The organism is Mucilaginibacter rubeus, from assembly GCF_003286415.2.
Classification (GTDB): Bacteria; Bacteroidota; Bacteroidia; order Sphingobacteriales; family Sphingobacteriaceae; genus Mucilaginibacter; species Mucilaginibacter rubeus_A.
Genome location: NZ_CP043450.1, coordinates 5,063,454 through 5,088,879 on the forward strand (window position 1 = coordinate 5,063,454; position 25,426 = coordinate 5,088,879).

Genomic DNA, 25,426 nt, shown 5'->3' on the forward strand with positions numbered 1-25,426 from the left:
TGTGGGGAAAACTTATTAACTTTAACTATGGCTACCAATATGCACATCTTTTTGCAGTTTATGAAAAGCACGTTGTTGCCGCTGCCGGGTGTTACTACCAAAATGCATTTTGAGTACCCGGCGTTTTATGTTAACGGCAAGATCTTCGCCAACATACATGAAAAAGATGAACTGCTGGCCATTTATACCACCGAGCGTGAAAAGTGGATAGCACACGATCCGCATACGTATTTCATGACGCCGCATTACCAAAACTACAAATACATGCTGGTACGCCTTGAAACCGTATCGCCCGATGACCTGAAGCAATTGCTGATAACAGCCTACCTTGCCAGGGCAACCAAAAAGCTGATCAGGGAATATGAAGAAATGAAGGCAAATAATTAAAGGTTAATGTAGAGACGCATCACATGCGTCTTAATTGCAAATTATTGCAGTTAAAGGTTTGCAAGAGAGCTTATCATACGGGAGACGCATGTGAGGTATCTCTACCTAAAATCTCTTCAAATAAATTAACTATGGCTACCGATATGCACATCTTTTTACAGTACTTGAAAAGCACGCTGTTGCCACTACCGGGTGTTACGCATAAGATGTGCTTTGAAGACCCGGCTTTCTATGTTAATAACAAGATTTTCTGCAATATAAAAGAGAAGGACGAGTTACTGGCCATCCATACCGTTGAGCGGGAAAAATGGATAGCGCTTGATCCGCATACTTTTTTCATTACGCCACATTACCAAAACTACAAGTACATGCTGGTACGCCTCGAAACCGTATTGCCCGATGATCTGAAGCAGTTGCTGATAACAGCCTACCTTGCCAGGGCCACCAAAAAGCTGATTAAAGAATATGAAGAATTGAAGGCAAATAAATAAAGTCGGAGATGCCCTGCTTTATGGTTTTATGCCATTCAGCGCCTCACGGTTAAGGTAAACGTAGATCAAAACTCCAACTACCAATGCAGCCAGCACAATAAGCCCAATCTTTCCCTTTTTTTTATCCTGGCGTATAAGCCAAACCATAGCGGCTATTAATGGGATAACAAAAACAATGTAAAAAATATATCCTGATGCGTTCATATGCCCCCTAACCCCCTAAAGGGGGATGTTAATGTGTTATTTGTATATAATTATAAACTTAAGCTTATCCCTCCATGCCTCCCCTTTAGGGGCCGGGGGCTAAAAGGCCATCCTTGCCATTGGGGCAACGTCTTGTCCTATAAATTCGCCTTTTAGGTATTTGTGATAACCTGCTATGGCAATCATGGCGGCGTTATCTGTACAATATTCCATTTTAGGAATAAAGCTGTTCCAGCCGTTTTTTTGGGCCATGGCCTGCAGGCCTAACCTTAAACCGGTATTGGCCGATACTCCACCCGCCAAAGCTATATCTTTTATACCATAAGCCTGTGCTGCTTTTTGCAGTTTATTAAGCAAAATGGTGGCAATGCGTTTCTCTACAGAAGCACAGATATCGGCCATGTTCTCGCGGATAAAATCTGGATTTGTAGTTACGTTGTCGCGGATAAAATACAGGATAGAAGTTTTTAAACCGCTAAAGCTGAAATCATACCCAGGTATCTGCGGCTCGGGGAACTTATAAGCATCCGGGTTTCCCTGGCGTGCGTACTTGTCAATGAGCGGTCCGCCGGGATACGGCAGGCCTAAAATTTTACTGGTTTTATCCATGGCTTCGCCGGCGGCATCGTCAAGCGTCTGGCCTATGATCTCCATATCAAAATAATCTTTCACCAGCACAATTTGTGTGTGCCCGCCCGATACCGTAAGGCAAAGGAAGGGGAACGATGGATTTTTATCACCTATAAAATGGGCCAGGATATGGGCCTGCATGTGGTTAATATCAATAAGCGGGATCTGTTTAGCCAGGGCAAAAGCCTTAGCAAATGAAACTCCTACTAAAAGAGAACCTAAAAGTCCGGGACCGCGTGTAAAAGCTACCGCATCAATATCATTTTTGCTTACTTTTGCGTTCAATAATGCCTGCTGAACAGCCGGAACAATATTTTGCTGATGAACCCTTGAGGCTAACTCCGGGACAACGCCTCCATAGGCCTCGTGTATGGTTTGATTGGCAATAACATTGCTCATGATCACACCATCAACACAAACCGAAGCTGAGGTTTCATCACATGATGATTCGATTCCTAAAATTACGGGCACGTTTGTTTAATTATTGAGTTATTGAATTAGCGAATCAGTGATTTATTATTTAGCGGCAAACCATCTTTCTGCAAAATTGTAGAGGGATAGTAAAGAACTTGCTAAATCAATAATTCACCAAATCATTAAATAGTTTAAAAGGCAAAGTTATTAAAAAAGTACTCAAAATATTCCTGGGCCTGGTATTGTTCATTTTATTGACATTGAGCATACTTTTACTCACGTTTCAGTTTAAGCCGGTACAAACCTGGGCTGCAAAAAAAGCGGCAACATATCTCGCCGGCGAGCTCCATACCAAAGTAGGCATCCAAAGTCTTTACCTCAGGCCGTTTCGCTCGGTAGTAATTGAGGGGCTTTATATTTTAGATAAAAAACAGGATACTATTTTAAGCACTCCAAAGCTGGCCGTTGATATTGATGATTTTTATCTTTTTAGCAGTATAAAGCGCCGCACCATCAACTTTGCCAATATTGAATTGGATAACGGTTCCTTCTACCTCAAAAAACAAAAGGACAGCACTACCAATCTCCAGTTTGTTATAGATTATTTTAATTCGGGTGATACCACCAAAACGCCTGCAGGAAAGCCATGGACGCTTAACTTTGGCACTATCGCTATCAAGAATTTCCATTTCAGATATAAAAACAGCCTCAGGGATACCGTAATTGCAGGTGTTAACTTTAATGACCTGGATGTTCAGCATTTCAGCACCGAAATACAGGGTATGGACTTAAAAAACCACCTGTTTAAAGGCAACATTAAAAGTCTGAGCCTGCATGAAAAAAGCGGTTTTACGGTAAAACACTTTGCTTCAGATGCTACCATTGATACCAACCAGATTATGCTTAAGCACCTGGCCATTCAAACACCGCGCTCAGATCTGAAAGATTATTTCCGGATGAAGTTTAAAACATTTGATGACTTTGATGATTTTGAGAACAAGGTGCACATGGACGCCAACTTTAAATCGTCGCGCATTTCATCATCTGATATCGCCTACTTTACCAGCGCGCTTAAAAAAGTAAGTTTTGATTTAGGTATAGATGGACAAGCTAAAGGTTATGTGAATAACCTCAAAGCCAAGAAAGTTACCATCACCGGCGGACAGGCTACCTTTGTTAAGGGAGATTTTAACCTGCATAACCTTACCGATTGGGATAACGCTTTCCTTGAATTGAAATTTGAACAGGTCGCGTCAAACAAAAAAGATCTTGATTACCTGATCAGTCATTTTTCGGGAACTCCTACTGAAAAGGCTCCTGCTATCCTATCCAAATTTGGTAATTTTAATTTCACGGGCAGGTTCACAGGTTCACAAAATGACTTTGTGGCTTATGGTGTTTTTAAAACAGCGCTTGGTCGTTTTGATTCAGATATCAACCTTAAGATTGATAAAAACGACCGCCCAAGCTATAGCGGAAGGATCAATACCTATGCTTTTGATATGGGTACTTTGATTGATGAAAAAGACCTGGGCCGTACCACATTGTCGTCAACCATTGAAGGCAGCGGCGATCAGCTTAAAAGCCTTACCGAAAAAGTGGACGCGAGGATAGCTTCAGTTACCTACTCTGGCTACACCTATAATAAACTCACCCTTAAGGGTACTTTTATCAATAAACTGGCCAACGCCCATATTACCATTAACGACAGGAATGTAAAGCTTGACCTGAAAGGCAAGGTTGATCTTAAGCCCGCCTTGCCTACTTATGATCTTACTGCCGATATCAAAGATGCCAACCTGAACAAACTTGGCTTTACTAAAGATACTTTAACCATAACTACACTTCTTAAAACCCAGTTTAAAGGTGATGACCTGGCCAACCTGCAGGGCAATATCCTGTTTTCGCCTGCAAGAGTTGTTGATCCGCGGAATAACTATGTGGTTGATTCCTTATACCTGTCTGCCGAAGGTTTTGGTAACAACCGTACTATCGCGCTGAAATCTGACTTTGCCGATGGCAGTATTAAAGGAAAATACGATTTGGCTACCCTGCCGTCATACTTTAAAACCATCGTTAAAAAGTACATCCCGTCTATCAAAACTACTATAGTACCGCCTAAGCCGGAGGAGTTTGATTTTAACCTTAACCTCAAAAACCTCGACCCGCTTACGGCGATATTCCTGCCTGATCTGAAAATCCCTGACCAGGGAACTTTTGTCGGGCAATTTAATTCGGAAAAGAAAACGGCTACCTTATCGGGATATATCAAAACGCTCAAATACGGCAAAACGGTTTTCCATGATTTCATTATCGACGAAAACACAACCGAGAGTATGCTCGGCCTCAACTTATCCCTGAAGCGGGTTGACCTTACCGATAGCCTTTTTATTAAGGATATCAATATTACCAACTTCCTGAAAAACGACAGCCTTAACTTTAACGTTAAGCTATCGGATAAAAACGCTGTTAACCAGTTGGACCTTTACGGTCTGGTTGAATTTGGGCGGGATACTACCGCTAAGTTGAAACTGCTTCCATCAGATGTGATATTGGAAAAAGAAAAATGGAAGATCCAGGAGCAGGTACGGATCCGCTTACTTGATGGTAAAACCCAGGTATCGGGCTTCGAGCTTTCAAACGGTGCACAAAAAGTATTTATCGATGGTTTTATTTCCGACAACCCGGCCGATCAGTTAAAACTTAAGTTCCAGAAGTTTAACATGCGTACGTTTAACCAGCTAACGCGTACCTCTGGGGTAAACTTAAAGGGCTATCTTAACGGGGATATCAACATGAGCTCGGTACTTAAATCGCCGGGGGTAGATTCGCACTTAACTGTCGACTCACTTACCATGAACAAAACACTGGTGGGTGATGTAAAACTGGTTGCAGCACTCGGAAACGACCGCAAACAGGCCGATGTTAATATGAATATTATTAACCGCGGGCTGGAAACCATGAATATTGGCGGTACCTATTCGTTTGGTAAAGAAACCGATGATAACCTTGATTTTGATATCAAGATGAACCAAACCGAAGCCATCATATTTGAACCATTTATAAAAGACCTTGTTTCAGATATAAAAGGCCATGTTTCAACGGACCTAAAGCTTACGGGCAAACCGTCAAATCCTCAGCTTAATGGAACCGTGACACTTGTTAATACCGGCCTTACTGTTAATTATTTGAAAACAGCCTATACCGTTAATAACAAACTTGATGTTAATAACAGTGTTATCACCCTCAAGGATATGGTGCTTAAGGATATTCATAAAGGTACCGGAACCGCCAATGGTACCGTAAACCTTAACAACCTGAATAACCCGGATATTAATGTAACACTCAAGGCCGATAACCTGATGGCCCTGAACACCACATTTAAAGATAACCACCTTTATTTTGGTACAGCTTATGGTACCGGCACTTTCGCCTTTAACGGCCCGGTTGATAACATGAAAATTGATATCACAGCCAGCACCAATGCCGGTACGGTTTTCAATATCCCGCTTAACACCTCATCAACCGCCAGCGATTACGACTTTATTAAGTTTGTAAGCCATAGCGATACTGCCAAAGTTGTACCTAAAACACGCGCGTTTAATGGTGTTACCCTAAACTTTGATTTAAGTGCCGACGAAAAAACTATCGTAAAAATTGCTACAGATTACGGCCAGTTGGAAGGTAGCGGTGTTGCCCGAAATTTAAAGCTGAATATTAACAGTCTTGGCGATTTTGAGATGTATGGTGACTTCCTGATATCGTCGGGTAAATTTGAGTTTACCGCCAAAAACTTTATCAGTAAAAACTTTACGGTAAGCCAGGGCGGTACCATCAGGTGGACAGGTAACCCGTCAAACGCGGAGATCAACCTTAAGGCCCTGTATGAGGTGCGTACCAGCAAAGCGCCACTTTACACAGCAGCGGGCCTGCAAACACCAACTTCAGGACAGCAAACTTTGGTACAGGCCGAACTTATCCTAACCAAATCGCTGTTACAACCCAATATTGATTTTGACTTTAACTTCCCTACCGATCCATCAGTTAAGGACGATCTGTCAACCTATCTTGCTGATGCCAATAACAGAAGTCAGCAGGCTATCAGTATTATTGTACGCCGTAACTTTACATCAAACAGTAATAACTTAACTAACCAGGTACTGGGCACCGCGGGCGAGGCCGTGAGCGAGTTTGCATTTAATAAATTAAACAGTCTGATATCGCAATCAAACATCAAAAACTTCGATTTAAATATCCGTTCATTTAATGAGGCCAGCGCTTCGCTGCGTTTCTTTGATAGCCGCCTATCGTTTAACGGCAGCTTGTTTAGCAATAATGGATCAAACGATATCTTCAATAACAATAACAACAACCTCTTTAATCAACGGTTTAACAGTCTTACCAAAGACTTTGAAGCATTATACAAAATACGCCGTGACGGCAATTTAACGGCAAGATATTCATACAGGGCCCTAAATAACGTAACGCTAAGCAGCCTTACAGACGTACTGGCACCGCAGTATGTAAATGGGTTTGGTTTGGTTTACCAACGTGACTTTGACACCTTTGGTGAGTTTATCCGGAACATATTCAGACAGAGCCGCCGCAAAACTGCACCGGTTACCCCCGCGCCTATTCCTAATTCAACTACAACAACACCGGCCACAAAGCCTGATGAGGATGATGACCAGTAAAGCTAAAAAGCTGGGGATTGCTTCGTTCCTACCCATGACATAATTAAAACCGGATGTTTTTCGCAGCAGATCAGCTTCGGGTGAAAACGGGCAGAACAATGCGGGGAACGTGTGGCTGCAGGGGCATAGCAAGTTTTTGCAGAAGCTGGGGATAGGGCGAATCGGGGCAAAATAATTGCAGCCCGTGGTTCTGTTCGTTTTGCAGGGCAAAGGCCGTGCGGTGGACTTATGGTAGGGTGTGCGCAAAGAAGCCTTTCTGCTGCAAGCCTTTTTGGCTACTTTTGTGGCGACAAAAGTACCTGGCCCCGCGCGGCCAGGAGCGCGACGATGTAAGTTCATTATAACAATAGTCGTTACCTGCCTCTGTGCGATTGCTTCGTGCCCCGCAATGACGTTGGGGTATCGATTTTGTTAAATCGTTTTAAACAGCTTTCCAGAAAATGCTTAAAACCAAAAGGCTTAAAGCGGAGTGCTTTAAGCCTTTGTTCTATTATCTGTTTTAGCCTTGAGCTTTAAGCTTCAAAAATTAATGATCGCGCATAATAGCGTGATCCATCCTGTCGCGTTTAGTGCGCAGGTAAGCTTCATTATGTGGGTTTGATGCAATTTCGATAGGTACGTTTTCAACAACTTCCAAACCGTAACCGATAAGGCCGGCACGTTTTTTAGGGTTATTGCTCATTAAACGCATTTTGGTAATACCCAGACTACGCAGGATCTGTGCGCCGATACCGTAATCGCGCTGATCCATTTTAAAGCCAAGCTTCAGGTTTGCATCAACAGTATCATAACCATTTTCCTGCAAATGATAGGCTCTTAATTTATTGATAAGTCCAATTCCGCGGCCTTCCTGGTTCATATATACAATAGCGCCCTTACCTTCTTTGCTGATCATCTCCATAGCTTTATGCAACTGCGGACCGCAATCGCAACGGCATGAACCGAAAATATCGCCGGTCATGCATGAGCTATGCACGCGTACCAAAATAGGCTCGCCCGGTTCCCATGTGCCTTTTACCAAAGCAAGGTGATTTTCGCCGGTATCAACCTGGGTGTAGGCTATCATATCAAAATCTCCCCACTCGGTGGGCATTTTAACAGCCACTTCCCTCCTTACCATCGATTCATGTTCTAAACGGTAAGCGATAAGGTCTTTAATGGATACTATTTTGAGATTAAATTCTTTCGCAATCTCCAGCAGATCGGGCAGGCGGGCCATTTCGCCGTCTTCCTTCATAATTTCGCAGATGACTCCCGCAGGTTCAAAACCCGCTAAAACGGCCAGGTCAACAGCTGCTTCGGTATGCCCTGTACGACGCAATACGCCGCCATCTTTAGCTATCAGCGGAAAAATATGCCCCGGGCGACCCAGATCTTCAGGCTTGGTAGCCGGATCGATAAGCGCCAAAGTAGTTTTAGACCTGTCGCTTGCAGAGATCCCGGTAGTACAACCATGACCAAGCAAATCTACCGAAACCGTAAAGTTAGTTTCGTGCGATGTGGTATTGTGGCTTACCATAGGCATTAGGTCGAGCTCACGTGCACGCTGTGCTGTAATAGGAGCGCAAACCAGGCCGCGACCGTGACGAACCATGAAATTAATTGTTTCGGGGGTGGCATTACGGGCGGCCGTTAAAAAGTCGCCTTCGTTTTCACGATCTTCGTCATCAACTACGATAATTGTTTTACCGGCTTTGATCTCTTCGATCGCTTCTTGTATGGTGTTTAACATTATATACTTGCTTATTGGGGTGCGTTTAAACGCTTGTTTAATCTAAATCAAATTTAACGCATATTACCAAGACTTGGGTCGGCGTTGTGTAAAATGATATTGCTTCTATAATATGGCGTTTATTAATTAATAATACCGTTAATGACTGCGGTGGGTTGCCTTGGGCTTAAATTTTGCTATAACACGGTTTACAAAACGTTTATAAATGTCCATATCAAATAAGGCTGAATCAGTAGCCGCTTTATATGACAGGAACAACCCTATAGGCAACAGCGTGATAATGGAGATCCACATACCCAGGTACTTGTTGATATCACCACCCTTAACTGATTTTTCGCCAATGGTGGTAATAATATAGTAGATGAGGAAAAACACAACCGAAACTACCACCGGCAAACCCAGGCCCCCTTTGCGGATGATGGAACCCAACGGTGCGCCAATTAAAAACAGTACCAAACAAGCTACCGAAAGGTTATACTTTTTCTGGTATTCTACAAAATACCTGCGGATATTTTCCGAATCGCCTTTATACCTGTCGCTCCGATTTTTGATCACATCTTTGATTGATCTGATCTCAGACGCGGCACTGCTAAGGCTCATCTGTTGCTCAGATAAGGTAAGCCCCTGAAAAACATCCTTTTTAGGATCAAACTCCTTATACTTTTTAATAACCTTTGATTGGGTTGGTATCGAATAGTATTTGATATATGGTGTTACCAGCTTATAATTCACCATCACATTACTATCAACAGAATGCTGCGACGAATCCAGGTAATGTGTCAGCTGTTTAACGTTCATCATTTGTGATGCCTGCTTAAACTCGCTTTCATTTGTCCGGGTAATCTTAAAAGTAGAAAGATCAAATTTAGTTTCAGTTTCCTTAAAGCGCTGGCGCATGAGGCGCTGCCGGGTATTATAAGTGGCGTTTTCCGGGGCCGATTCTTCGTACCTCACTCCATCCTTCAACCGTAATACCAGGTATTTATCGCCCATGGTACGAAACATGGTACCCTCCCGGGCCAGGATCACAATATTGTTATTTTCGCCGTTCGGACTTTTTTGATAGATCATGATATCGTACAAACGCTGCCCATCGGGATCTTTACGTTTTACACGAATGGTATAGCCAGGAAAACTGTTGCTGAATACCCCCTCCGGCAGCAAATCGGCCGACTTTTGTTTCCGGGCATCATACAGCAGCGAGAAATATTTCAAATTGGCTACCGGCAGCATATAATCCGAAAACAGGAACGCTGCAATACTGAGTATGGTAACCACAGTGATCATGGGATACATGGCACGTTTTAACGAAATACCGGCAGCCTTGATAGCTACCAGCTCATAGTTTTCGCCAAGCGAGCCGTAGGTCATGATGGTTGAAAGCAGGATGGATAAGGGCAGCGCCATCTGAACGTTGGTGGCCGAATTATACATCATGAGCTCCAGTATGGTATACCAGGCAAAACCCTTGCCTATGAGGTCGTCAATGTATTTAAACAAAAACAACATCAGCAGCACAAACATCACTATGAAAAGTGTAACCAAAAAAGGCCTTATAAACGATTTAAGGAGTAAAAGGTGGATTTTCTTCATTAGTGCTATTTGCAATTAACAGGGGCAAAACCAGTTAGCCGCACAGTTAAACCCATTAACGTGCAAAACATAGTTAAGCGTACAAAATTAGCTAAAATAAAGTTTTTATCAGGCGCCTAATACACTTATAAGGTAATCGATAGAGTTATCCCAGATCAGCTTTCTTTCCGCAATGGCATCTTCGGCGGCAAAATCGGTAATGGCGAGCGCTACATCATTTGTAAGCTCATCCTGCAGTATTTCCATTTCAAAATAATACTGCGCATCATCATCAATCCATTTAAAACGTACAGATTTGTTTTCCTTGACGGAGCAAAGTTTGGCTTTTTGCGATTCATCATCCCATGTAAAAGTATAAACATGGTCACGAATATTAACCTCGTCGGCAAACCACTGAGACAAGCCGTTAGGCTCGCTTAAGAAGCTGAACAGGATACGCGGAGATGACTTTATCTCGTACTCAATGGTAAATTTTTTCTTTTCGGACATTCGGTTTACACTTAAAAAAGAGGAACAAAATTAAAATGTTTAACATTTTTTCTAAAGAAAACGAATTTCTGCTATATTTGCAAACCTTTTTAGGGACGGCCACTTGTTTTAAAGCAAAGCCACTCTTTTTACTAACCACAAAAAGAGTCACATACATAAAAACGGCGGGGTAGCTCAGATGGTTAGAGCGTAGGATTCATAACCCTAAGGTCGGCAGTTCGATCCTGCTCCCCGCTACTTGAAGATGAAGCAGCTACGTAAAAATGTAGCTGCTTTTATTTTTGGTCATACAATGTTCATACACAACAGCTACTGTAAGAAGTTAATTAACGAACGCCACTATCCCGAGCGGCGCTATATAAAATACTGAATTTTATTGTTTTTTTGGAAGATTTAAGGTGGTCTTTTAACCTAAAACACGAATTTATATCAAATGCCCCCTCTTTGATATAGAAGCAACAGGTCAAATCTCTAACCTTTATGACGATTTCGAAGCTATCAATAATTTCATTGAAAGGGAGAAATACGAATGATCAAATGTTAGTCAAGATAAGGGGTAATAATGCCTGGTTTTTGAAGTCAGACTTTTATCATTTTGATGATTTGATAGTCTATAGTTATTTAAGTTCAAATTATTTCTATCTGATCAAACTCTAACACACCGATTTGGGGTTCTGCGTTATCGGCATGTAGTGTCCAGCTTAATATATCCCCATCCTCTATATTATCGATATACAGAGGAAAAGATTTCAGAGCCATCTTCATACCGGGCAACAGTGGCTCATTCCGTGCTGGCCCATATTGTTTGGATTTGTTCATTTCGGCTATGAAGAACATCGAACGGCTATCGTCGGGCGGCTCAATTAAGTCCCTAACTTTATTGTCAAGTGCAATTTGTACGGTTGTTTTTTCCCCTTCATCACACATTGCGTCAAGTACGCGCTCCGGAAGGATTAGCACGATGTTGATATATGTAGCGTACATCTTGCCTACATTTTCAATATGAACATTTAAAAAATAAAGAATTGGCCTTTGCTGGTGGAGTATAGGTCTATCATTAGGCGCAATCAGTATGTTGGGCTTTTTTTCAACCTTAAAATGAATTTTGATTTGAGGCGCCTTTTGCCTGTTCATGACATCGCGTATCTCAGAATCATACATAGCTTCAACACTAAAGTTGTGTCGCCGGTAATATTTACGATCGTCCGCTTGGTGAGCGGTTTCTCCTTTGGGTATTTCTAATATATAGACTACGTTATCACCCGCAATTGTTACCACGTGGATTTTTATACCATGTATGCGGGGCTTTATCCTGGCGTTTAAGATCTGCTCAAGCCATTCTTTGGTAATAATTTTTCGGTCAATCGGATCGACGTTACCGGGTAAATGCTTAGCTGTTTGATTCTCACGAATGCCGTAGATTAATATACCGCCGTTGGAGTTGGCAAAAGCAGAAACGTCTTTGGTGGCTTCAGTTATTTTCTTGTCTTCCCGTTGCAATGCTGCTGCGGCCTTATATTCTAATTCCGTATTTTCTTCTACGCCATTGGCTATTAGTTGCAAGAGATAATTATGGTCAAACATCGTGGTAATTTGAGTAGTAGCAAATTGTGTTATAATATATTTTTAAAATGTAGTAGTCCCCAATATTTCATACTTTTATAAAAAATAGCTAATATTTGACGCTGTTTTAATATTTAACGACCGCAAAAACCGAAGCACAACGACAGCACCCTATCTAAAAATTGCTCTTACAACCCGCGAACAGTCAATCTCAATTTATTAATTGGGTAGAAATATGCTATTTTCGTAGTCAAATCGGCTTAAATGGCCTGGTAACACCTTTGTGTGCAGGTTTTTATTTGCGAATTTATAATTTTTAAGTACTAATTTTTGATGAAACAGAAAGACAAAATTATTGCAAGAAAACCTAGAAAAAGGGACGTGGCGGTAATTGACGTTTTTTGCGGGGTCGGGGGCTTAACACGGGGTATGCAAGACGTTGGATTGAATGTTGTCGCCGGTATTGACTACGATCAAACCTGCGATTATGCCTTTGAGTATAATAATAATTCAAAATTTTTGCATCGCGACGTAACAACCATAAATGCTAAAGAAGTCTCAAAACTTTACCCTAAACATAGCTTAAAAATTTTGGTAGGTTGCGCGCCATGCCAGCCGTTCTCGCAGGTACCGGGCGAGCGCGAGGATAAAGAAGGGAAATGGCGACTGTTGTATTCTTTTGCCGAAATGATCGAAAAAGTAAAGCCGAGTATTATTTCGATGGAAAACGTTCCGCAACTTATGAGCCATAAAGATGGAGTTGTAATTAAAGACTTCGTAAATAAATTGGAATCATTGGGCTATAAAGTAACGACATACAAAGTTAATGCTGCCCATTATGGAGTTCCTCAAAGACGTTACAGACTTATTTTGTTTGCCTCAAAATTCGGAAAGATTGAATTAGTGCCTAAAATGTTCGAAAAGGAACAGTTTCCAACAGTTGCCGATGCTATCAAACATTTGCCGCCTGTGGAAGATGGCGAAATACATCCACAAGATACACTGCACCGGGCACGCAAGCTAAGTCCTAAAAATAAGGCCCGTATCATGGCAACCTCGGAAGGCGGAAATTGGACCGAGTGGCCTGAACATTTACTTGAAGGGCTCACGTGTCGCGAAAGCAGCATTGGCAAAACATTTACCAGCGCCTACGGCAGGATGGCTTGGGACAAGCCATCGCCAACCTTGACCACGCACTGCGTTGGTTTGAGCAATGGTTGCTATGGACATCCCGTTCAGAACAGAGCCATCACATTGCGGGAAGCAGCGTTGCTTCAATCTTTTCCGGCTAACTATAAATTTGTCAAAGAAGACGAAGACCTCAACATCTCTGTTTTAGCCCGGCAGATTGGAAATGCCGTGCCGCCGAAGCTGGGAGAGTCTATCGGTTTGAGTATTTTAAATCATCTAGAACAACATAACATTGATGGGCGGAAAGCTTAAATGGAGATTTGACGCCAGTACTTTTAAGTTACTCGGTCGCGGCTTAATTACAGACAGGATAACCGCGATCTACGAGCTGGTTAAGAATTGCTATGATGCCAACGCAACAAAGGTCGATGTTGAATTTCTCGGTGTAGAAAAAAGAAGCGCCAAAAGCACCATCATTATCCGCGACAATGGCCAGGGCATGTCTTTAGCGGATATTACAGACAAGTGGCTCGTGGTTGGCACATCAAGTAAAAGAGATGCTACATTTTCGGCAGAACCTTTCAAACGCCGTTATATAGGTGAAAAAGGAGTCGGTAGGTTTGCCACTGATAAATTAGGTGGACATCTTCAGATTCTGACTAAAAGAGAAAGCGATGCCGAGGTCCTAAAAGTAACTATCGATTGGGCCAGCTACGAACAAGAGCTTTTGCAGCAACAGCAGGGTGTGCAAAAAAGATTGTTCACCGACCTGGAAAACGATTATGAGTATGTTAAACATGAAAAATTGTTCCAGGACGGTCACGGCACGCAACTGGTAATAACGCTTTTGCATGAAGCCTGGGACAAAGAAATGCTGCTACGGCTCGAAAATCAATTGGGGCGGATATTGCCGCCAGTCTTCAATTTAGATCCACCTTTCAATATCTTTTTAGCAGCTGCTTCGCTCGAATTGCCGCATAGGCCCATCAAGCCAGAGCCTATAGAAGAATTGGCCACAGTGCATGTTGAAGTTAAATTTGATTATGAAACTCAAAAACAGGGCGTAGTTCATTTTGACGAGCAACTGCAAGAATTTGTTCCGCGGTATATCGAGCCGCAGGATTTTGGCCCAATCTCAATGGAATTCTATTACTTCAATGCGGAGGCACAAAAACAATTCAAGGCCAAATACAAGAATACTGCGAATTATATCGAGGGTGTTAAGATATATCGCGATGGAGTGATTTGTACTCCTTTTGCTGAGTACGAGCAAGTATTAGATAAGCGGCGGGACGTGCTAGGAATCGATAAGCGCAGGTACCAGGAAGCATTCGACAAATTAAGCACGCGCGAGCTTATTGGTATCATACATATTACTAGGGATGGTAACCCGGCCATACTTGACGCTACGAACAGGCAGGACTTCGACGATACGCCGGAATACCGCAATCTCAAAACTTTCATTATCGGGCAAATCGACGAGCTCGCGAAATATCGAGCGGTTATTCGAAAAGAGAACAAGACCCGGGTTCAAAATAACCTGAAGCGGGCGTCGGCAGATGTTAAGGATGTATCTAGAACCCTGAACCAGATCGTACGGGAGCGCCCTGAACTGAAAACCGTCCTTGCGCCGGCTATTGCCAAAGCAAAGGACGCTTCGGATAAAGTAACGGAAGGCGTTAAGGAAAGCGAAACATCAGAACAGGAGTTTTTAAGAAAAGAAGAGCTGTATTTAAGCCTGATGTCCTTACAGGACTTTGCTAACGAGTTGGCCCACGGGATTCGTTTTGCATTGGCGCCTGCAAAGCAAGGGGCCGAGTATATCGTCGAATTTTTCCCCGATCCTAAATTAAATGATCGATTTTTAGAATACGCCAAGCTGATATATAATCAAACCGAGGTCATCAGTACGCTCGTTGATTTTATGTTGAGCTATGCACAGGTTGATATTGAAGATAGTGAATTCTCAATTAAAGAGGTTATAGACGGGGTATTAAAAGGCGCTCATTCGATCATATTTGAGAAAGAGGGCATAATGATCGAAACAAATATTAAGGATAATATCAGGTTGACCGGCAAGCGCAAATTCCTAGAAGACGTTTTAGCGAATTTGATTTCCAATTCGCGCAAGGCGCTTGTTAAAGAAAACGATAAAAAAATACTTTGCGAAACTTACGCGGACGGAGATAAGCTAACTATCTTGTTTTCGGACAACGGACATGGCGTAGATTCAAAAATACGGGATAAAATGTTCGAAATGTTCAAGACCACAACAGCTGAAGAAGGAGGTGCAGGGCTAGGGCTGTTTATCGCCAGGTCGCGAATGAAAGCGCTTAATGGCACCATTGAATTGATTTCAAGCGTATTTGAGCCGAAAGGGGCCACCTTCAAATTGACCTTACCTTTAAAGAAATAGTATTATGGCAACCACAAAGCCGCTTATTGTAATTATTGATGACGATTTTACCCAAAGCCAACCATTATACGGCTTTCTGGAAAATGAATACACTGCCGATAATGTGCATTTATTTCAAAATTCCTCGGACGGCGTAAAATTCATTGAAGAGAGCCTTTCACGTAAAGTTATTGTACTGCTTGATATTATGTTTAACGGCCAAGAAGTAGGCGTCGATGTTTTTAATGCTATCGCAAAGCAAAGCGCGCTTGTTTGCTTTATTGTGATGACCGGCAACATCGAGCAAGTGTCCAAAAAAGGCCTTACCAGCCTGGTCAACGGCCATGCATGGTATATCGTTCAGCGCGATAAGCCGGCAAAGGAAATTTTAAATATTGTCAAGGATGCCGAAAATCATATTAATCTTCGCGTCGACGGTGCACTGGAAGAGTGGATACTGCGGCATACTCCTGATGAGCAGCAAAGGCCATTCTTAAAATCGAGAAGCGGAAGCACCTACTCTCTCCTTGACATCTTGCAATCGCTTCGCGGAGGCGACAATAATGGCATTGGCCAGCAGATAGCAAACGATATTTTAGTATTAGCGGTCGATCTTTTGCTTACCGATCAAACCAAAATAGGCGGAGGCGAATAACATGCTTAATGTAATATTTGTTTCGGACGATAAGGACGCCGATATTGGTACTAATTGCGCTCTCTCGCATAATCATTTAACAAACGAAGTCGATCTGCAAGGCAACAATGTCGTGCTTTTGAACGGCGATCTTTGCACTTCTGCAGAAGTCGAGAAAACAATAGGTACTTTTAACGGTGGCAAATTTATCCTCGCAGCTTTTTCGCACGGCTGCGAAGATGCTCTGACATCTACGGCAGACGGCAGCGGTTATGTTCATGGCGGTAATTCCTACTATTTTGGATCGAGCCTGGTTTACACCAATTGCTGCTATTCAGGAATTAAGCTTAAAGATTCATTGATCGCTGAAGGTTGCCTGGGCTATGTCGGCTACAATGACGAAGTGAGGCTGCCGAGAAACCCGGATGACGATGTTCTTTTTATCGCGTGCGAAAATAGCGGGCTGATCCATTTTCTAACCACCGGAGACCCTCTAACCGCATCTGTCGAGGCAATGAAGACTAAATACCGGGAACAGGCCAGGTCTTTTCTTGATCAAAAAATGAATGTTGCTGCCGCATTTTTGCTACGAAATTTAAACTGTCTAACCTTTCATGAGAGCGGAACTCTTACACGAGATACTTTAGAAAATTAATAATTCGACAACAAAACTCGCTTGCGCCTGTCTTTCTAAAGACAATCAGATCAATCTATTATGGATATTTGGCCACCAAAGAAACGCAGCGAGGTTATGGCTTTGGTCCACTCCAAAGATACCAAGCCAGAGATCAAATTACGCAAAGCCCTATTCGCCCTAGGGTATCGATATCGGATACATGACAAAAACCTGCCTGGCCGTCCGGATATTGTATTTCCCAAATATCGAACGGTAATTTTTGTTCACGGTTGCTTTTGGCATCGACACGAAAATTGTCGGGCAGCTACCACGCCAAAATCAAATCTAGAGTATTGGAGCCCAAAATTTGCAGCAAACGTAGCCCGTGATAGCGCGCACCAGAAAAGCTTAGAAGCGGCGGGATGGAATGTTATTATTATTTGGGAGTGCAAGCTAAAAACGAATTTATCGTCAGTTATATCGGATATTGCCGAGAAGCTTAAATAAATATCACTACACGCCCTAGAAACGAATTACCTTGTTAAAAAAATGGATGCTAAAAAGAAAGATCAAATTGGAATCAACAATTTCATTTAGACCAGACCTGACGGTGACAGTTGAATTTGCTCTAAACTAAAATGGCGTCAAAAAACTCGTGAAATTGTCCGGTGCATCATAAAAAAATCCCGGCGCTATCGCGCCGGGATTTTTTGCTTTATTTATAACCAGGATTCTGATCCTCCGGGGTGATCTGATCGTTTAGCTTCATCTCTACGTCGGGGATTGGGTAAAGCATTTGAAAGGCTTGTAATGAGCCGGACTCTTTTGCCCACTTATTACGTGTCTTTACGTATTCGATAAACTTACCGGTACGGATAAGGTCAATACGGCGCCAGTTTTCTGCAAAAAGCTCGCGGATCCGCTCGTCCATGATCGCGGTCCTGAAAGCATCCTGCGATAGGGCTGTCCAGCGTTTATCTGCCGGCAAGGTTCCGCCCCAGGCGCGGGTACGTACTTCGTTCACCACGTTAACGGCATCATTGGTTTTTCCGAGTTCGTTCAAACATTCCGCGTAGCAAAGTTTGATATCGCCGAGACGCAGCACAGGAATGTTCTTTCCTGAGTTCCACTCGTTGTTGATCTTCTGGTCAGAATGCTTATCCGTACGGAAATCCTCATATTTTTTCACGTGAGGTTTCAGCTCGTCGTAATTTGTTCCGAGGTCTTCCCACAGGATTGGGTCTAAAGTAGGCGTGGTTCCATAATAAGTGAAATCATAACGAATGCTTTCGTCTTTGCGCAAGTCACCATCTTCCCAAATACCGCCGTTGGCAACAGTTTCATAAGCATGAACTGTTGGCACAATCTTATCATAACCCGAATAGTAACAGCCATCACCAAAGGCTGCCTGTACTGCACGTGAGCCAATCTGGAACTGCAGTTTATTGTTGTTAGGGTAAACCGGACTAAACTGAAACTCGAATATCGACTCAGCCGTATTGCTTTTAGTATAGTCCCACAAATCCTTGTAAGCCACCAGCGAGTATTTGCCCATCATCTGCTCAAAGGCCAGCCTTGCACTGTCAAAATTCCTTAAACCGGTACTTTCCGGGGCCGACATATATGCCTTTCCAAGCATGGCAAAAGCTGCACCAATGGTGGCCCTTCCGGCAGTGTTGGTTTGCGGACACAGTTGAGAGGCTTTAGTAAAGTCATTGATTATAAATGTCCACACATCTTTAAGCGGCTGACGTTTAAAGCCCAACGTAGATTCTCTGCTGATATCGCGGATCGGGATCTCACCCCAGTACATCGCCAGTTCAAAGTCAACAAAACCACGTACAAAATAAGCCTCGCCCAGCAAATTGCCTTCGCGGGTACCTGCTTTTGCATTCAGTTTTTCCAAACCATTGATGATCTTGGCCGACTCATTAACCACCGGCCAGCGGATATTCCATTGATTGGCCAGGTGAGGCAATAAAGAGTTAAGGTTAAGGTCATACCTGTCGAGGCCACCCTTTTGCGGATCGCTTTTCATTTGAAAAGCGCCCTGCTGAGTTTCGTCGGTACCCATCATCGTGATCAGGCCTTGCTCGTCGGTACGGAAGTTCTTAAAGTTGGAGTACACCCCTTTCAGGCTGGTTTCGATCAAATTTACGTCGGAATATACCTTCGACTCATCCAGTTTGGTCAGGCTATCCTCGGTCAGGAATTTTTTGCAGGAAACAGTACTTAATAATGCGCCTGCAAGGCATATGGTAAATAATGTCTTTTTCATAATCATTCAGGTTTAAAATCCAAAGTTGACGCCTAAAACAAAGCTTCTAACCGGCGGATAGCCATAATCTCCGGTTTCCGGATCTATGCCTTTGTACTTGGTTACCAGGAACAGGTTTGAACCGGTTGCATAAACACGCAGACGGTTTACCTTCCACTGGCTTAACAGCTTATCCGAAAAATTATAAGATAAGGTCAAGGTTGAAAGGCGCAGGTACGACGCGTTCTGTATGCTGTAATCCAGATCCGATGGATTGTACCTGTTATAGCTGGTATTAGCAATCACTTTCGGGATATTAGTGTTCGTGTTCTGAGGCGTCCAGCGGTTAAGCAGGTCTGTTGAAGCCATGCTTTCGCCATAACTGTTGATCAAACCTTCATAGTAGCTGCTCACCTTTTTAGCGCCTACCGAGTAAACAAATACCGCGTTTAAAGCAAAATTCTTGTAAGAAAAATCTGTTGAGAAACCACCAAAGAATTTAGGATCTGATTTACCTACAACCTGGCGGTCATACTGGTCAACAACACCGTCTTTTACACCGTTCGGGCCAGATACGTCTTTGGCAAACAGGTCGCCCAGGCCAACTGTTTTTCCGTTGTAATTAAGCCCCTGCCATTCGGCACGATTTGATTCCTGCGCAATACCACCCGAAACATAGGTATAAATGGTATGCAGCGATTGACCAAGGAAGATATTGCCTTCACGCTGGATAACGTTTTCGTACAGGTTATAGATCTCTGTAGCGCCCCCATATAGTTTTTCAACCTTGTTCCTGGTGAAGGAAATGTTGCCACCCAGGTTCCAGTTCCAGTCTTTACTTTGAACAATTTGACCGTTAATGGATAGCTCTATACCCTTGTTGTTGATACGACCGATATTTTCCCACTCCTGCGTATAGCCGGTTGTGGTGGCTAATGAACGGTTAAGCAGCAGATTGTCGTTGTTGATGTAAAACGCGTCGGCGGTTACGTTTAAGCGCGATTTAAAGAACGCCATATCCAAACCTACGTTGGCTTGTTTCTGCTTTTCCCAGGTGATATTCGGGTTGCCTCTCCGGCCGTCATTTACGATCAAAGCGCTGCCGTTATCAATCCTTGAACCATAAAGCGTTTGGTAAGCGTAGTTACCAATATCCTGGTTACCTACCACACCGTAACCAACACGAAGTTTCAACAGATCAAAAACCTTCTGACCTTTAAAAAAGCTTTCATTGGTAACAGCCCAGGCAGCAGAAACTGAAGGGAATGTACCCCAGCGTTTATCAGCAGCAAACCTTGATGAACCGTCACGACGGGCGGTAGCTGTTAAATAATACCTGTTGTCGTAATCATAGTTAGCCCTGGCAATTACCGAAAACAATGAATAGGCATAGAAATCCGATCCAAGTACCGATTTTTCTACCGCTGCAGCGCCACCAAGGTCATAGTATGAAAGATCATTGCTGGCAAAACGATCGCCCTGGGCAAGGGTATAATTCGAGCTGCGTTTACTGGTACTTGTACCTAACAAGCCGGTAAAATGATGCTTTCCGGCAAAGGTGGTGTTGTAGGTAGCCGTGTTATCCCACTGCCAGTAAAGATCGCTCCAGCGCTCGTGTTTTGCACGCGCGTCGCCGTTATAATTACGGATAGCCTCCTGAATATTGTTAGGAGTAAACGTAAAGAACGTTTGCTGCGCATAATCAACGGCAAAAGTTGAGCGGATATCCAGGCCTTTGATCGGGTTAATGTTCAGATAATTTGATGTTACCAACCTGTTCCTGTTTTGCTGACGGGTGATGTCAAGCGAGTTGAAAGGGTTGAAATCGTTATTATTCTGTTCTCCGTGCGACCGGTAATATACCGTAAGATAATCGCTGTTATAACGGGTTGCCGGATCTTTATAAGGATTATAATTTAAAAGCGGGTTGCCGTTAAGCGCCTTGTTATACACATCATCGGTAGGTATATTATCATCAGTACGGGTAAAACCGGTATTGGTACCAACTTTTAACCAGCGTTTAACATCATATTCGGCATTAAAGCGGCCGGTATATTTATTCTGTTTGGTTTCGTCGATAATACCTTTTGTGCCCGCGTAACCCATACTTAAATAAAAAGTACCACGTTCTGAACCACCCGAAAACGCAACCGAATGATTTTGCTGATAGCCTGTTTGTTTTACCTGATCAAGCCAGTTAAAACTCTGACCACTGTTATGGGTATCAAATTCCTGCTGCGAAAAAGCGATATTGGTTTTCAGCAACGTGTTGTTGATATAGTCCTGGCGGTTGGCAGTCGGATTATCTTTTAGGTAACCATTGGCGTAGGCATCGGTACGCAGGTCAAATAACTGATTGGCATTCATGGTTGAAGGCATGCGCATGATGTTTGTAAAACCAGCCCAGCCTTCATAAGTAACCGTGCCGTCGCCTGCTTTTCTTTTACCTTTTTTAGTAGTGATGATCACAACGCCGTTGGCACCTCTTGAACCGTATAAAGCGGTAGCAGATGCATCCTTCAGCACCTGAACCGATGAAACATCATTCAGGTTAATAGATTTAAAGCCGCCCAGGTTGTTTTCCATAACCAAACCATCAACCACATATATCGGGCTTGAGCCGGAGTTAATGGTATTGATGCCACGGATACGGATGCTGGCATCATCGCTCGGCTTTGAACCTCCGCTTACAAAAACACCCGAAACGCGGCCCTGCAAAGCTTCACCTACGTTAGTAACCGGCCTTTCTTCAAGTGTTTTTGATTCGATACTGGCTACCGCACCGGTTAAATCTGATTTTTTAAACGTAGCACCTACAACTACAACCTCGTTAAGGCTGCTGCTGCTGGATACCAGTTTAACTTTCACCGGTTCAGCACCTGCAGTAACTTCCTGGGTTTCAAAACCGATATAACTTACTATTAACACCGTACCCGGAGCCACATTTAAAGAAAAGTCGCCATTTACGTCGGTCACTGTTCCGGTTTGGGTGCCTTTGATTTTGACAGATACACCCGGAAGCGGCAGGCCTTTTTCATCAACCACATTGCCTTTTACAGGTGCCCGTGATAAATCTATTTCCGGGCGGATAATAGTCATGACGTTTTGCTGAATATCTTTGTTGCTGATCACAATGACATTACCCGAAGCCTCATAACTGAGATTGATTGGCGATAAAAGCAAATCAAGCACTTCGCTTAATTTAAGGTCGCTTACCGATAAATTAACCTTTTGATTGGCATTGATCAGTTCTGACACAAAGGTAAAGGAAACATGACTTTTGCTTTCCAGCGTCCTCAGGACACTTTTAAGCGATTTATTTGATTCTGATATCGAAACACGGGTTTCAAGAGCCGCCTGGGCTCTTGAAGTTTTGGCAAAAGCACTTCCGAATAATGTAAGAATTATAGTTAACTGTACAAGCGTAATTCTCATTATTTTTAGGAGTATAGGTTTATATTTCATACTTTAGTTTTGGTTAGTTATTGATTTGGTAACTGGCAAAAAAAGCCCCACCTCGGCCCTGGGCCAAGAAACATTTGAACGTGTGAAAAATGGGGCAAACAACTTAACCGGCAGTACCGCAAATATTGCCGGTTTTTGTTTATTGAGGGTTGATGTCGGGTGATCTGCTTTTCTTCATAATTTGATTTAAATTGTACTAATTGATTATCTGCCGGCGCTAATTTTATCATCCGGCGAACCTATGATGATCCGTCCGTCCTTAAAACTGCATTCCATATTTAATGCTTTACAAATGATCCTCACCTTTTCATCCAATGGTTTTTCTGAAATTGAGGTTGTCAGGGTAAGTTTTTCCAGTTTCTCGCGGTCGTACTCAATGTTTACGCCGTAGGCTTTATTGATCTTCTCTATAACTGAAATAACCGGGGCATTATCAAACGTAAATTCTTTAAGGGCCCGTACCTGCGACAAGATGAGCGGACGGGGGAGCAATTGTTTTTCATTATTCTGCTTACCGGCCGAGAAAACCACCTGCTGGTTTTGGGTAAGAATAACTTCTTTAGGCCGATCGGGATCCTTTTCATCCGCGGCACCATCATATACGGAAACACGTCCTGTGTTTACTACTACCTTAACGTCCTGCTTTCCGGCTATGCTTTTAACTGTAAAGCTGGTACCAAGCACTTTAACAATGATATTTCCGTTGTGGACAAGAAATGGTTTATGGGGATTTTTATGTACTTCAAAAAAAGCTTCGCCGGTTAACACAACGTCCCTGGTATCACCAAATGTAGCGGGATATCGCAATGACGATCCTGGTTTTATAACCGCCAGGCTCCCATCACTCATGCGGATCAGTTTAGCCACATGACTTTGGTTGGAGACATTCAGCATATTGACGATCTCGATTACCGGCCCCTGATTTATCTTTTTATAGTTTGACAGATAAAACCATACTCCAACAGTAGCAAATAGGCAAATAGCCGCGGCTACCCTGACCCACATTGTTCGGTAAATAGCGGTTTTCTTTTTTTCCGGTACACTGATCCTTTGCTGCAGACCGGCAATCATTGCGTTTACCTTCTCGTCAGACAGGCTAACTTTCAGGGGCTTGATCCTGATTGATCCGGCTATCGCAGCTGCTTCATCAATTGTTTTTTGTTTTTCCGGGTATTGGCTCAGCCACTCCGCCCAAAAAGCATCATGATCCGGTTCTTTTTTCAAAACCCAGGCAATAAAAAAATCATCATGCAGAAAGTCTTCAACTTCGAAGTTCGAATAATCGGTCATCTGGGCGTCGGTGTACAGTTGGTTACACCCTATATATCAGAAAACCGCCCCGGAATACTCACTTACCGGCAAAAAAAATGAAGGAATTTTAATTTAATATATAAAACACTAAATATCAATGAATTAATTTAGAAGTTTTTATAAGCATCAATACAAAAACAAACACCGCCCAGTTGGCTTTGAAGCTTTTATAGGCACGTTGCAGCAGGTTGTGAACCGATTGCCTGTTAATACCCATGATCTGTTCGATCTCGTTAAAATCCAGTTCTTCAAAAAAGCGAAGATAAAGTACCTCCCTGTGGCGTGGCGGCAACTCGTTGAGTACCTGTTGTACCCGTGTGCTAAGTAATGTGACATCAAACTCAGCAATCAGCCGGGTTTCAATACTGAAATCAACCAGGAAATCATAGGATTCGTCAAGCGCCTGGTTTCGTTGCCAGTTTGCCTGTTCGCGAAAAACACGATGGCGCATAGCTTTAAAAAGATAGCCTTTTACCGCCGGCGTGGCGTTAATGCGCTCCCGTCCCTCCCAAAGATCAAAAAACAGGTCCTGTATACAATCTTCAATAAAAGCTTCATCCTGGTTAAAACGGTAACCATAGTTAAAAAGGGCTTTGGCATACCTGCTCACCAGCTCGGTATAAGCATCCCGGTTACCCGCTCTGAAAAGATCCCAAAGATCTGTTTCTTTAACGGCGGCCGTGAAATCCTTTATTGCACCCATTGATCTCGTCACTTTCTGCGTCCCGGGAAGATAAATAGCTAAATTAATTGGTTGATCTCCGGTTTACCGGAAAACGGATTCAACAAAATAAAACGAAAGTTAGATAAAAATCAATTAAAATACCTGAACATCTTACAACTGAGACAAAAGTTACAATTTACGGGGTCAATCGAAAGCGCTATCAATTGCTTCGCGATGTAAACACAACCCAATAAAATTTGTATCGCTTTAATATTGCATGAACGTTATCCATGGCTTGGCCAGCTAAAATCCCCCGATTTTATTCAGAATTGCTGTTTATCTTAGGCGCGATGATCAGAAGGATTACAGCTTTCTTAATGGCCGGGCTCTTACTCTTTGGCAGCGTAGCTTTGCCACTGGGCGATTTTTCCCTGCTGAAAGAACTGCCCCGCATGTATCAGGCGTATGAAAAAGTGGTTTCGCCCGACGAAAAAGGTGTACTCGATTTCATCGGCGATTATTTGCTGAACGGCAAAGATCTGTTGGGTCATAATCAGCATGACCAGCCATCCAAAGCAGGCGATCTCCAGTTTCAGCGTTCGGCCGCTTTCGCTACCATTATCCAGCCCGGTGTGCCTTTGATCAGGTTATTACCAGCCCCGGCAGGACCCGACCATCATGCTGTTTACCTGCCTCCTGCTGCCTTAAGTGATTATCACCCATCCTTATTCCGCCCTCCGTTAGCGTAAGCCACCC

At 43.1% G+C, this 25,426-nt stretch carries 19 protein-coding genes and 1 tRNA gene; 10 read left to right on the forward strand and 10 right to left on the reverse strand.

Annotated elements, in window-relative coordinates:
• The first annotated feature begins 27 nt into the window (after positions 1-27).
• Both DEO27_RS19995 and DEO27_RS20000 read left to right on the forward strand, forming a co-directional pair.
• Positions 28-387 carry an MmcQ/YjbR family DNA-binding protein gene (locus tag DEO27_RS19995; protein ID WP_190295148.1) on the forward strand — a complete coding sequence of 120 codons (360 nt, stop codon included), beginning with the start codon at positions 28-30 and terminating at the stop codon, positions 385-387.
• A gap of 131 nt (positions 388-518) precedes the next feature.
• The gene (locus tag DEO27_RS20000) at positions 519-878 is read left to right on the forward strand and encodes an MmcQ/YjbR family DNA-binding protein (RefSeq protein ID WP_190295149.1); all 360 of its coding nucleotides are present in this window, start codon (positions 519-521) and stop codon (positions 876-878) included.
• Between the two features lie 18 nt (positions 879-896).
• Here the strand turns inward: DEO27_RS20000 and DEO27_RS20005 are convergent, their stop codons facing one another.
• Together DEO27_RS20005 and tsaD are read right to left on the reverse strand one after the other, a co-directional pair.
• Positions 897-1,082 carry a hypothetical protein gene (locus tag DEO27_RS20005; protein ID WP_112574793.1) on the reverse strand — a complete coding sequence of 62 codons (186 nt, stop codon included), beginning with the start codon at positions 1,080-1,082 and terminating at the stop codon, positions 897-899.
• A gap of 99 nt (positions 1,083-1,181) precedes the next feature.
• Positions 1,182-2,183 carry a tRNA (adenosine(37)-N6)-threonylcarbamoyltransferase complex transferase subunit TsaD gene (gene tsaD / locus DEO27_RS20010; RefSeq protein ID WP_112574792.1) on the reverse strand — a complete coding sequence of 334 codons (1,002 nt, stop codon included), beginning with the start codon at positions 2,181-2,183 and terminating at the stop codon, positions 1,182-1,184.
• 203 nt (positions 2,184-2,386) lie between these two features.
• On the opposite strand from tsaD, the gene DEO27_RS20015 reads away from it, so the two are divergent.
• Entirely contained in the window at positions 2,387-6,820 is a 4,434-nt protein-coding gene (locus tag DEO27_RS20015; protein WP_112574791.1) for a translocation/assembly module TamB domain-containing protein, read from the forward strand.
• A gap of 526 nt (positions 6,821-7,346) precedes the next feature.
• Here DEO27_RS20015 and DEO27_RS20020 read toward each other — a convergent pair.
• The 3 genes from DEO27_RS20020 to DEO27_RS20030 all read right to left on the reverse strand — a co-directional run bounded on the left by DEO27_RS20020 (position 7,347) and on the right by DEO27_RS20030 (position 10,634).
• Positions 7,347-8,552, reverse strand: coding sequence for a bifunctional 3,4-dihydroxy-2-butanone-4-phosphate synthase/GTP cyclohydrolase II (locus tag DEO27_RS20020; protein WP_112575587.1), 1,206 nt, complete (start codon positions 8,550-8,552; stop codon positions 7,347-7,349).
• Positions 8,553-8,690: 138 nt separating this feature from the next.
• The gene (locus DEO27_RS20025) at positions 8,691-10,145 is read right to left on the reverse strand and encodes an LptF/LptG family permease (protein WP_112575588.1); all 1,455 of its coding nucleotides are present in this window, start codon (positions 10,143-10,145) and stop codon (positions 8,691-8,693) included.
• A gap of 108 nt (positions 10,146-10,253) precedes the next feature.
• Positions 10,254-10,634 carry an START-like domain-containing protein gene (locus tag DEO27_RS20030; protein WP_112575589.1) on the reverse strand — a complete coding sequence of 127 codons (381 nt, stop codon included), beginning with the start codon at positions 10,632-10,634 and terminating at the stop codon, positions 10,254-10,256.
• A 163-nt stretch (positions 10,635-10,797) separates the two neighbouring features.
• Here DEO27_RS20030 and DEO27_RS20035 point away from each other — a divergent pair.
• A tRNA-Met gene (locus DEO27_RS20035) sits at positions 10,798-10,871 on the forward strand.
• Positions 10,872-11,261: 390 nt separating this feature from the next.
• Here the strand turns inward: DEO27_RS20035 and DEO27_RS20040 are convergent.
• A complete protein-coding gene (locus DEO27_RS20040; protein WP_112575590.1) occupies positions 11,262-12,218 on the reverse strand; it encodes a helix-turn-helix domain-containing protein in 957 nt (318 codons plus the stop codon).
• A gap of 312 nt (positions 12,219-12,530) precedes the next feature.
• On the opposite strand from DEO27_RS20040, the gene DEO27_RS20045 reads away from it, so the two are divergent.
• From DEO27_RS20045 to DEO27_RS20065, 5 genes are read left to right on the forward strand one after another with little or no spacing between them, the layout of a single operon-like run.
• Positions 12,531-13,640 (forward strand): DNA cytosine methyltransferase, encoded by a 1,110-nt coding sequence (locus DEO27_RS20045; RefSeq protein ID WP_112575591.1) that lies wholly within the window; start codon positions 12,531-12,533, stop codon positions 13,638-13,640.
• Positions 13,624-15,744 carry a sensor histidine kinase gene (locus DEO27_RS20050; protein WP_112575592.1) on the forward strand — a complete coding sequence of 707 codons (2,121 nt, stop codon included), beginning with the start codon at positions 13,624-13,626 and terminating at the stop codon, positions 15,742-15,744. The genes DEO27_RS20045 and DEO27_RS20050 overlap by 17 nt, the downstream gene beginning before the upstream one ends.
• Before the next feature lie 4 nt (positions 15,745-15,748).
• Positions 15,749-16,378: a response regulator gene (locus DEO27_RS20055; protein WP_112575593.1), complete on the forward strand. Its 630-nt coding sequence runs from the start codon at positions 15,749-15,751 to the stop codon at positions 16,376-16,378.
• A gap of 1 nt (position 16,379) precedes the next feature.
• Positions 16,380-17,012: a hypothetical protein gene (locus tag DEO27_RS20060; RefSeq protein WP_112575594.1), complete on the forward strand. Its 633-nt coding sequence runs from the start codon at positions 16,380-16,382 to the stop codon at positions 17,010-17,012.
• Positions 17,013-17,072: 60 nt separating this feature from the next.
• On the forward strand, positions 17,073-17,480 hold the full coding sequence (locus DEO27_RS20065; protein ID WP_112575595.1) for a very short patch repair endonuclease: 408 nt from the start codon (positions 17,073-17,075) through the stop codon (positions 17,478-17,480).
• A gap of 208 nt (positions 17,481-17,688) precedes the next feature.
• Here the strand turns inward: DEO27_RS20065 and DEO27_RS20070 are convergent, their stop codons facing one another.
• From DEO27_RS20070 to DEO27_RS20085, 4 genes are all read right to left on the reverse strand, one after another.
• A complete protein-coding gene (locus tag DEO27_RS20070) occupies positions 17,689-19,251 on the reverse strand; it encodes a RagB/SusD family nutrient uptake outer membrane protein (RefSeq protein ID WP_190295151.1) in 1,563 nt (520 codons plus the stop codon).
• A gap of 12 nt (positions 19,252-19,263) precedes the next feature.
• Positions 19,264-22,665, reverse strand: coding sequence for a TonB-dependent receptor (locus tag DEO27_RS20075; RefSeq protein ID WP_190295153.1), 3,402 nt, complete (start codon positions 22,663-22,665; stop codon positions 19,264-19,266).
• 234 nt (positions 22,666-22,899) lie between these two features.
• Positions 22,900-23,985, reverse strand: a complete 1,086-nt coding sequence (locus tag DEO27_RS20080; RefSeq protein ID WP_112575598.1) for a FecR family protein — start codon at positions 23,983-23,985, stop codon at positions 22,900-22,902.
• 115 nt (positions 23,986-24,100) lie between these two features.
• Complete coding sequence (locus tag DEO27_RS20085) at positions 24,101-24,709, reverse strand: RNA polymerase sigma factor (protein ID WP_112575599.1); 609 nt, start codon at positions 24,707-24,709, stop codon at positions 24,101-24,103.
• A 311-nt stretch (positions 24,710-25,020) separates the two neighbouring features.
• Here DEO27_RS20085 and DEO27_RS20090 point away from each other — a divergent pair, with 311 nt between their 5' ends.
• Positions 25,021-25,419 (forward strand): hypothetical protein, encoded by a 399-nt coding sequence (locus DEO27_RS20090; protein ID WP_146750145.1) that lies wholly within the window; start codon positions 25,021-25,023, stop codon positions 25,417-25,419.
• Positions 25,420-25,426: the final 7 nt, after the last annotated feature.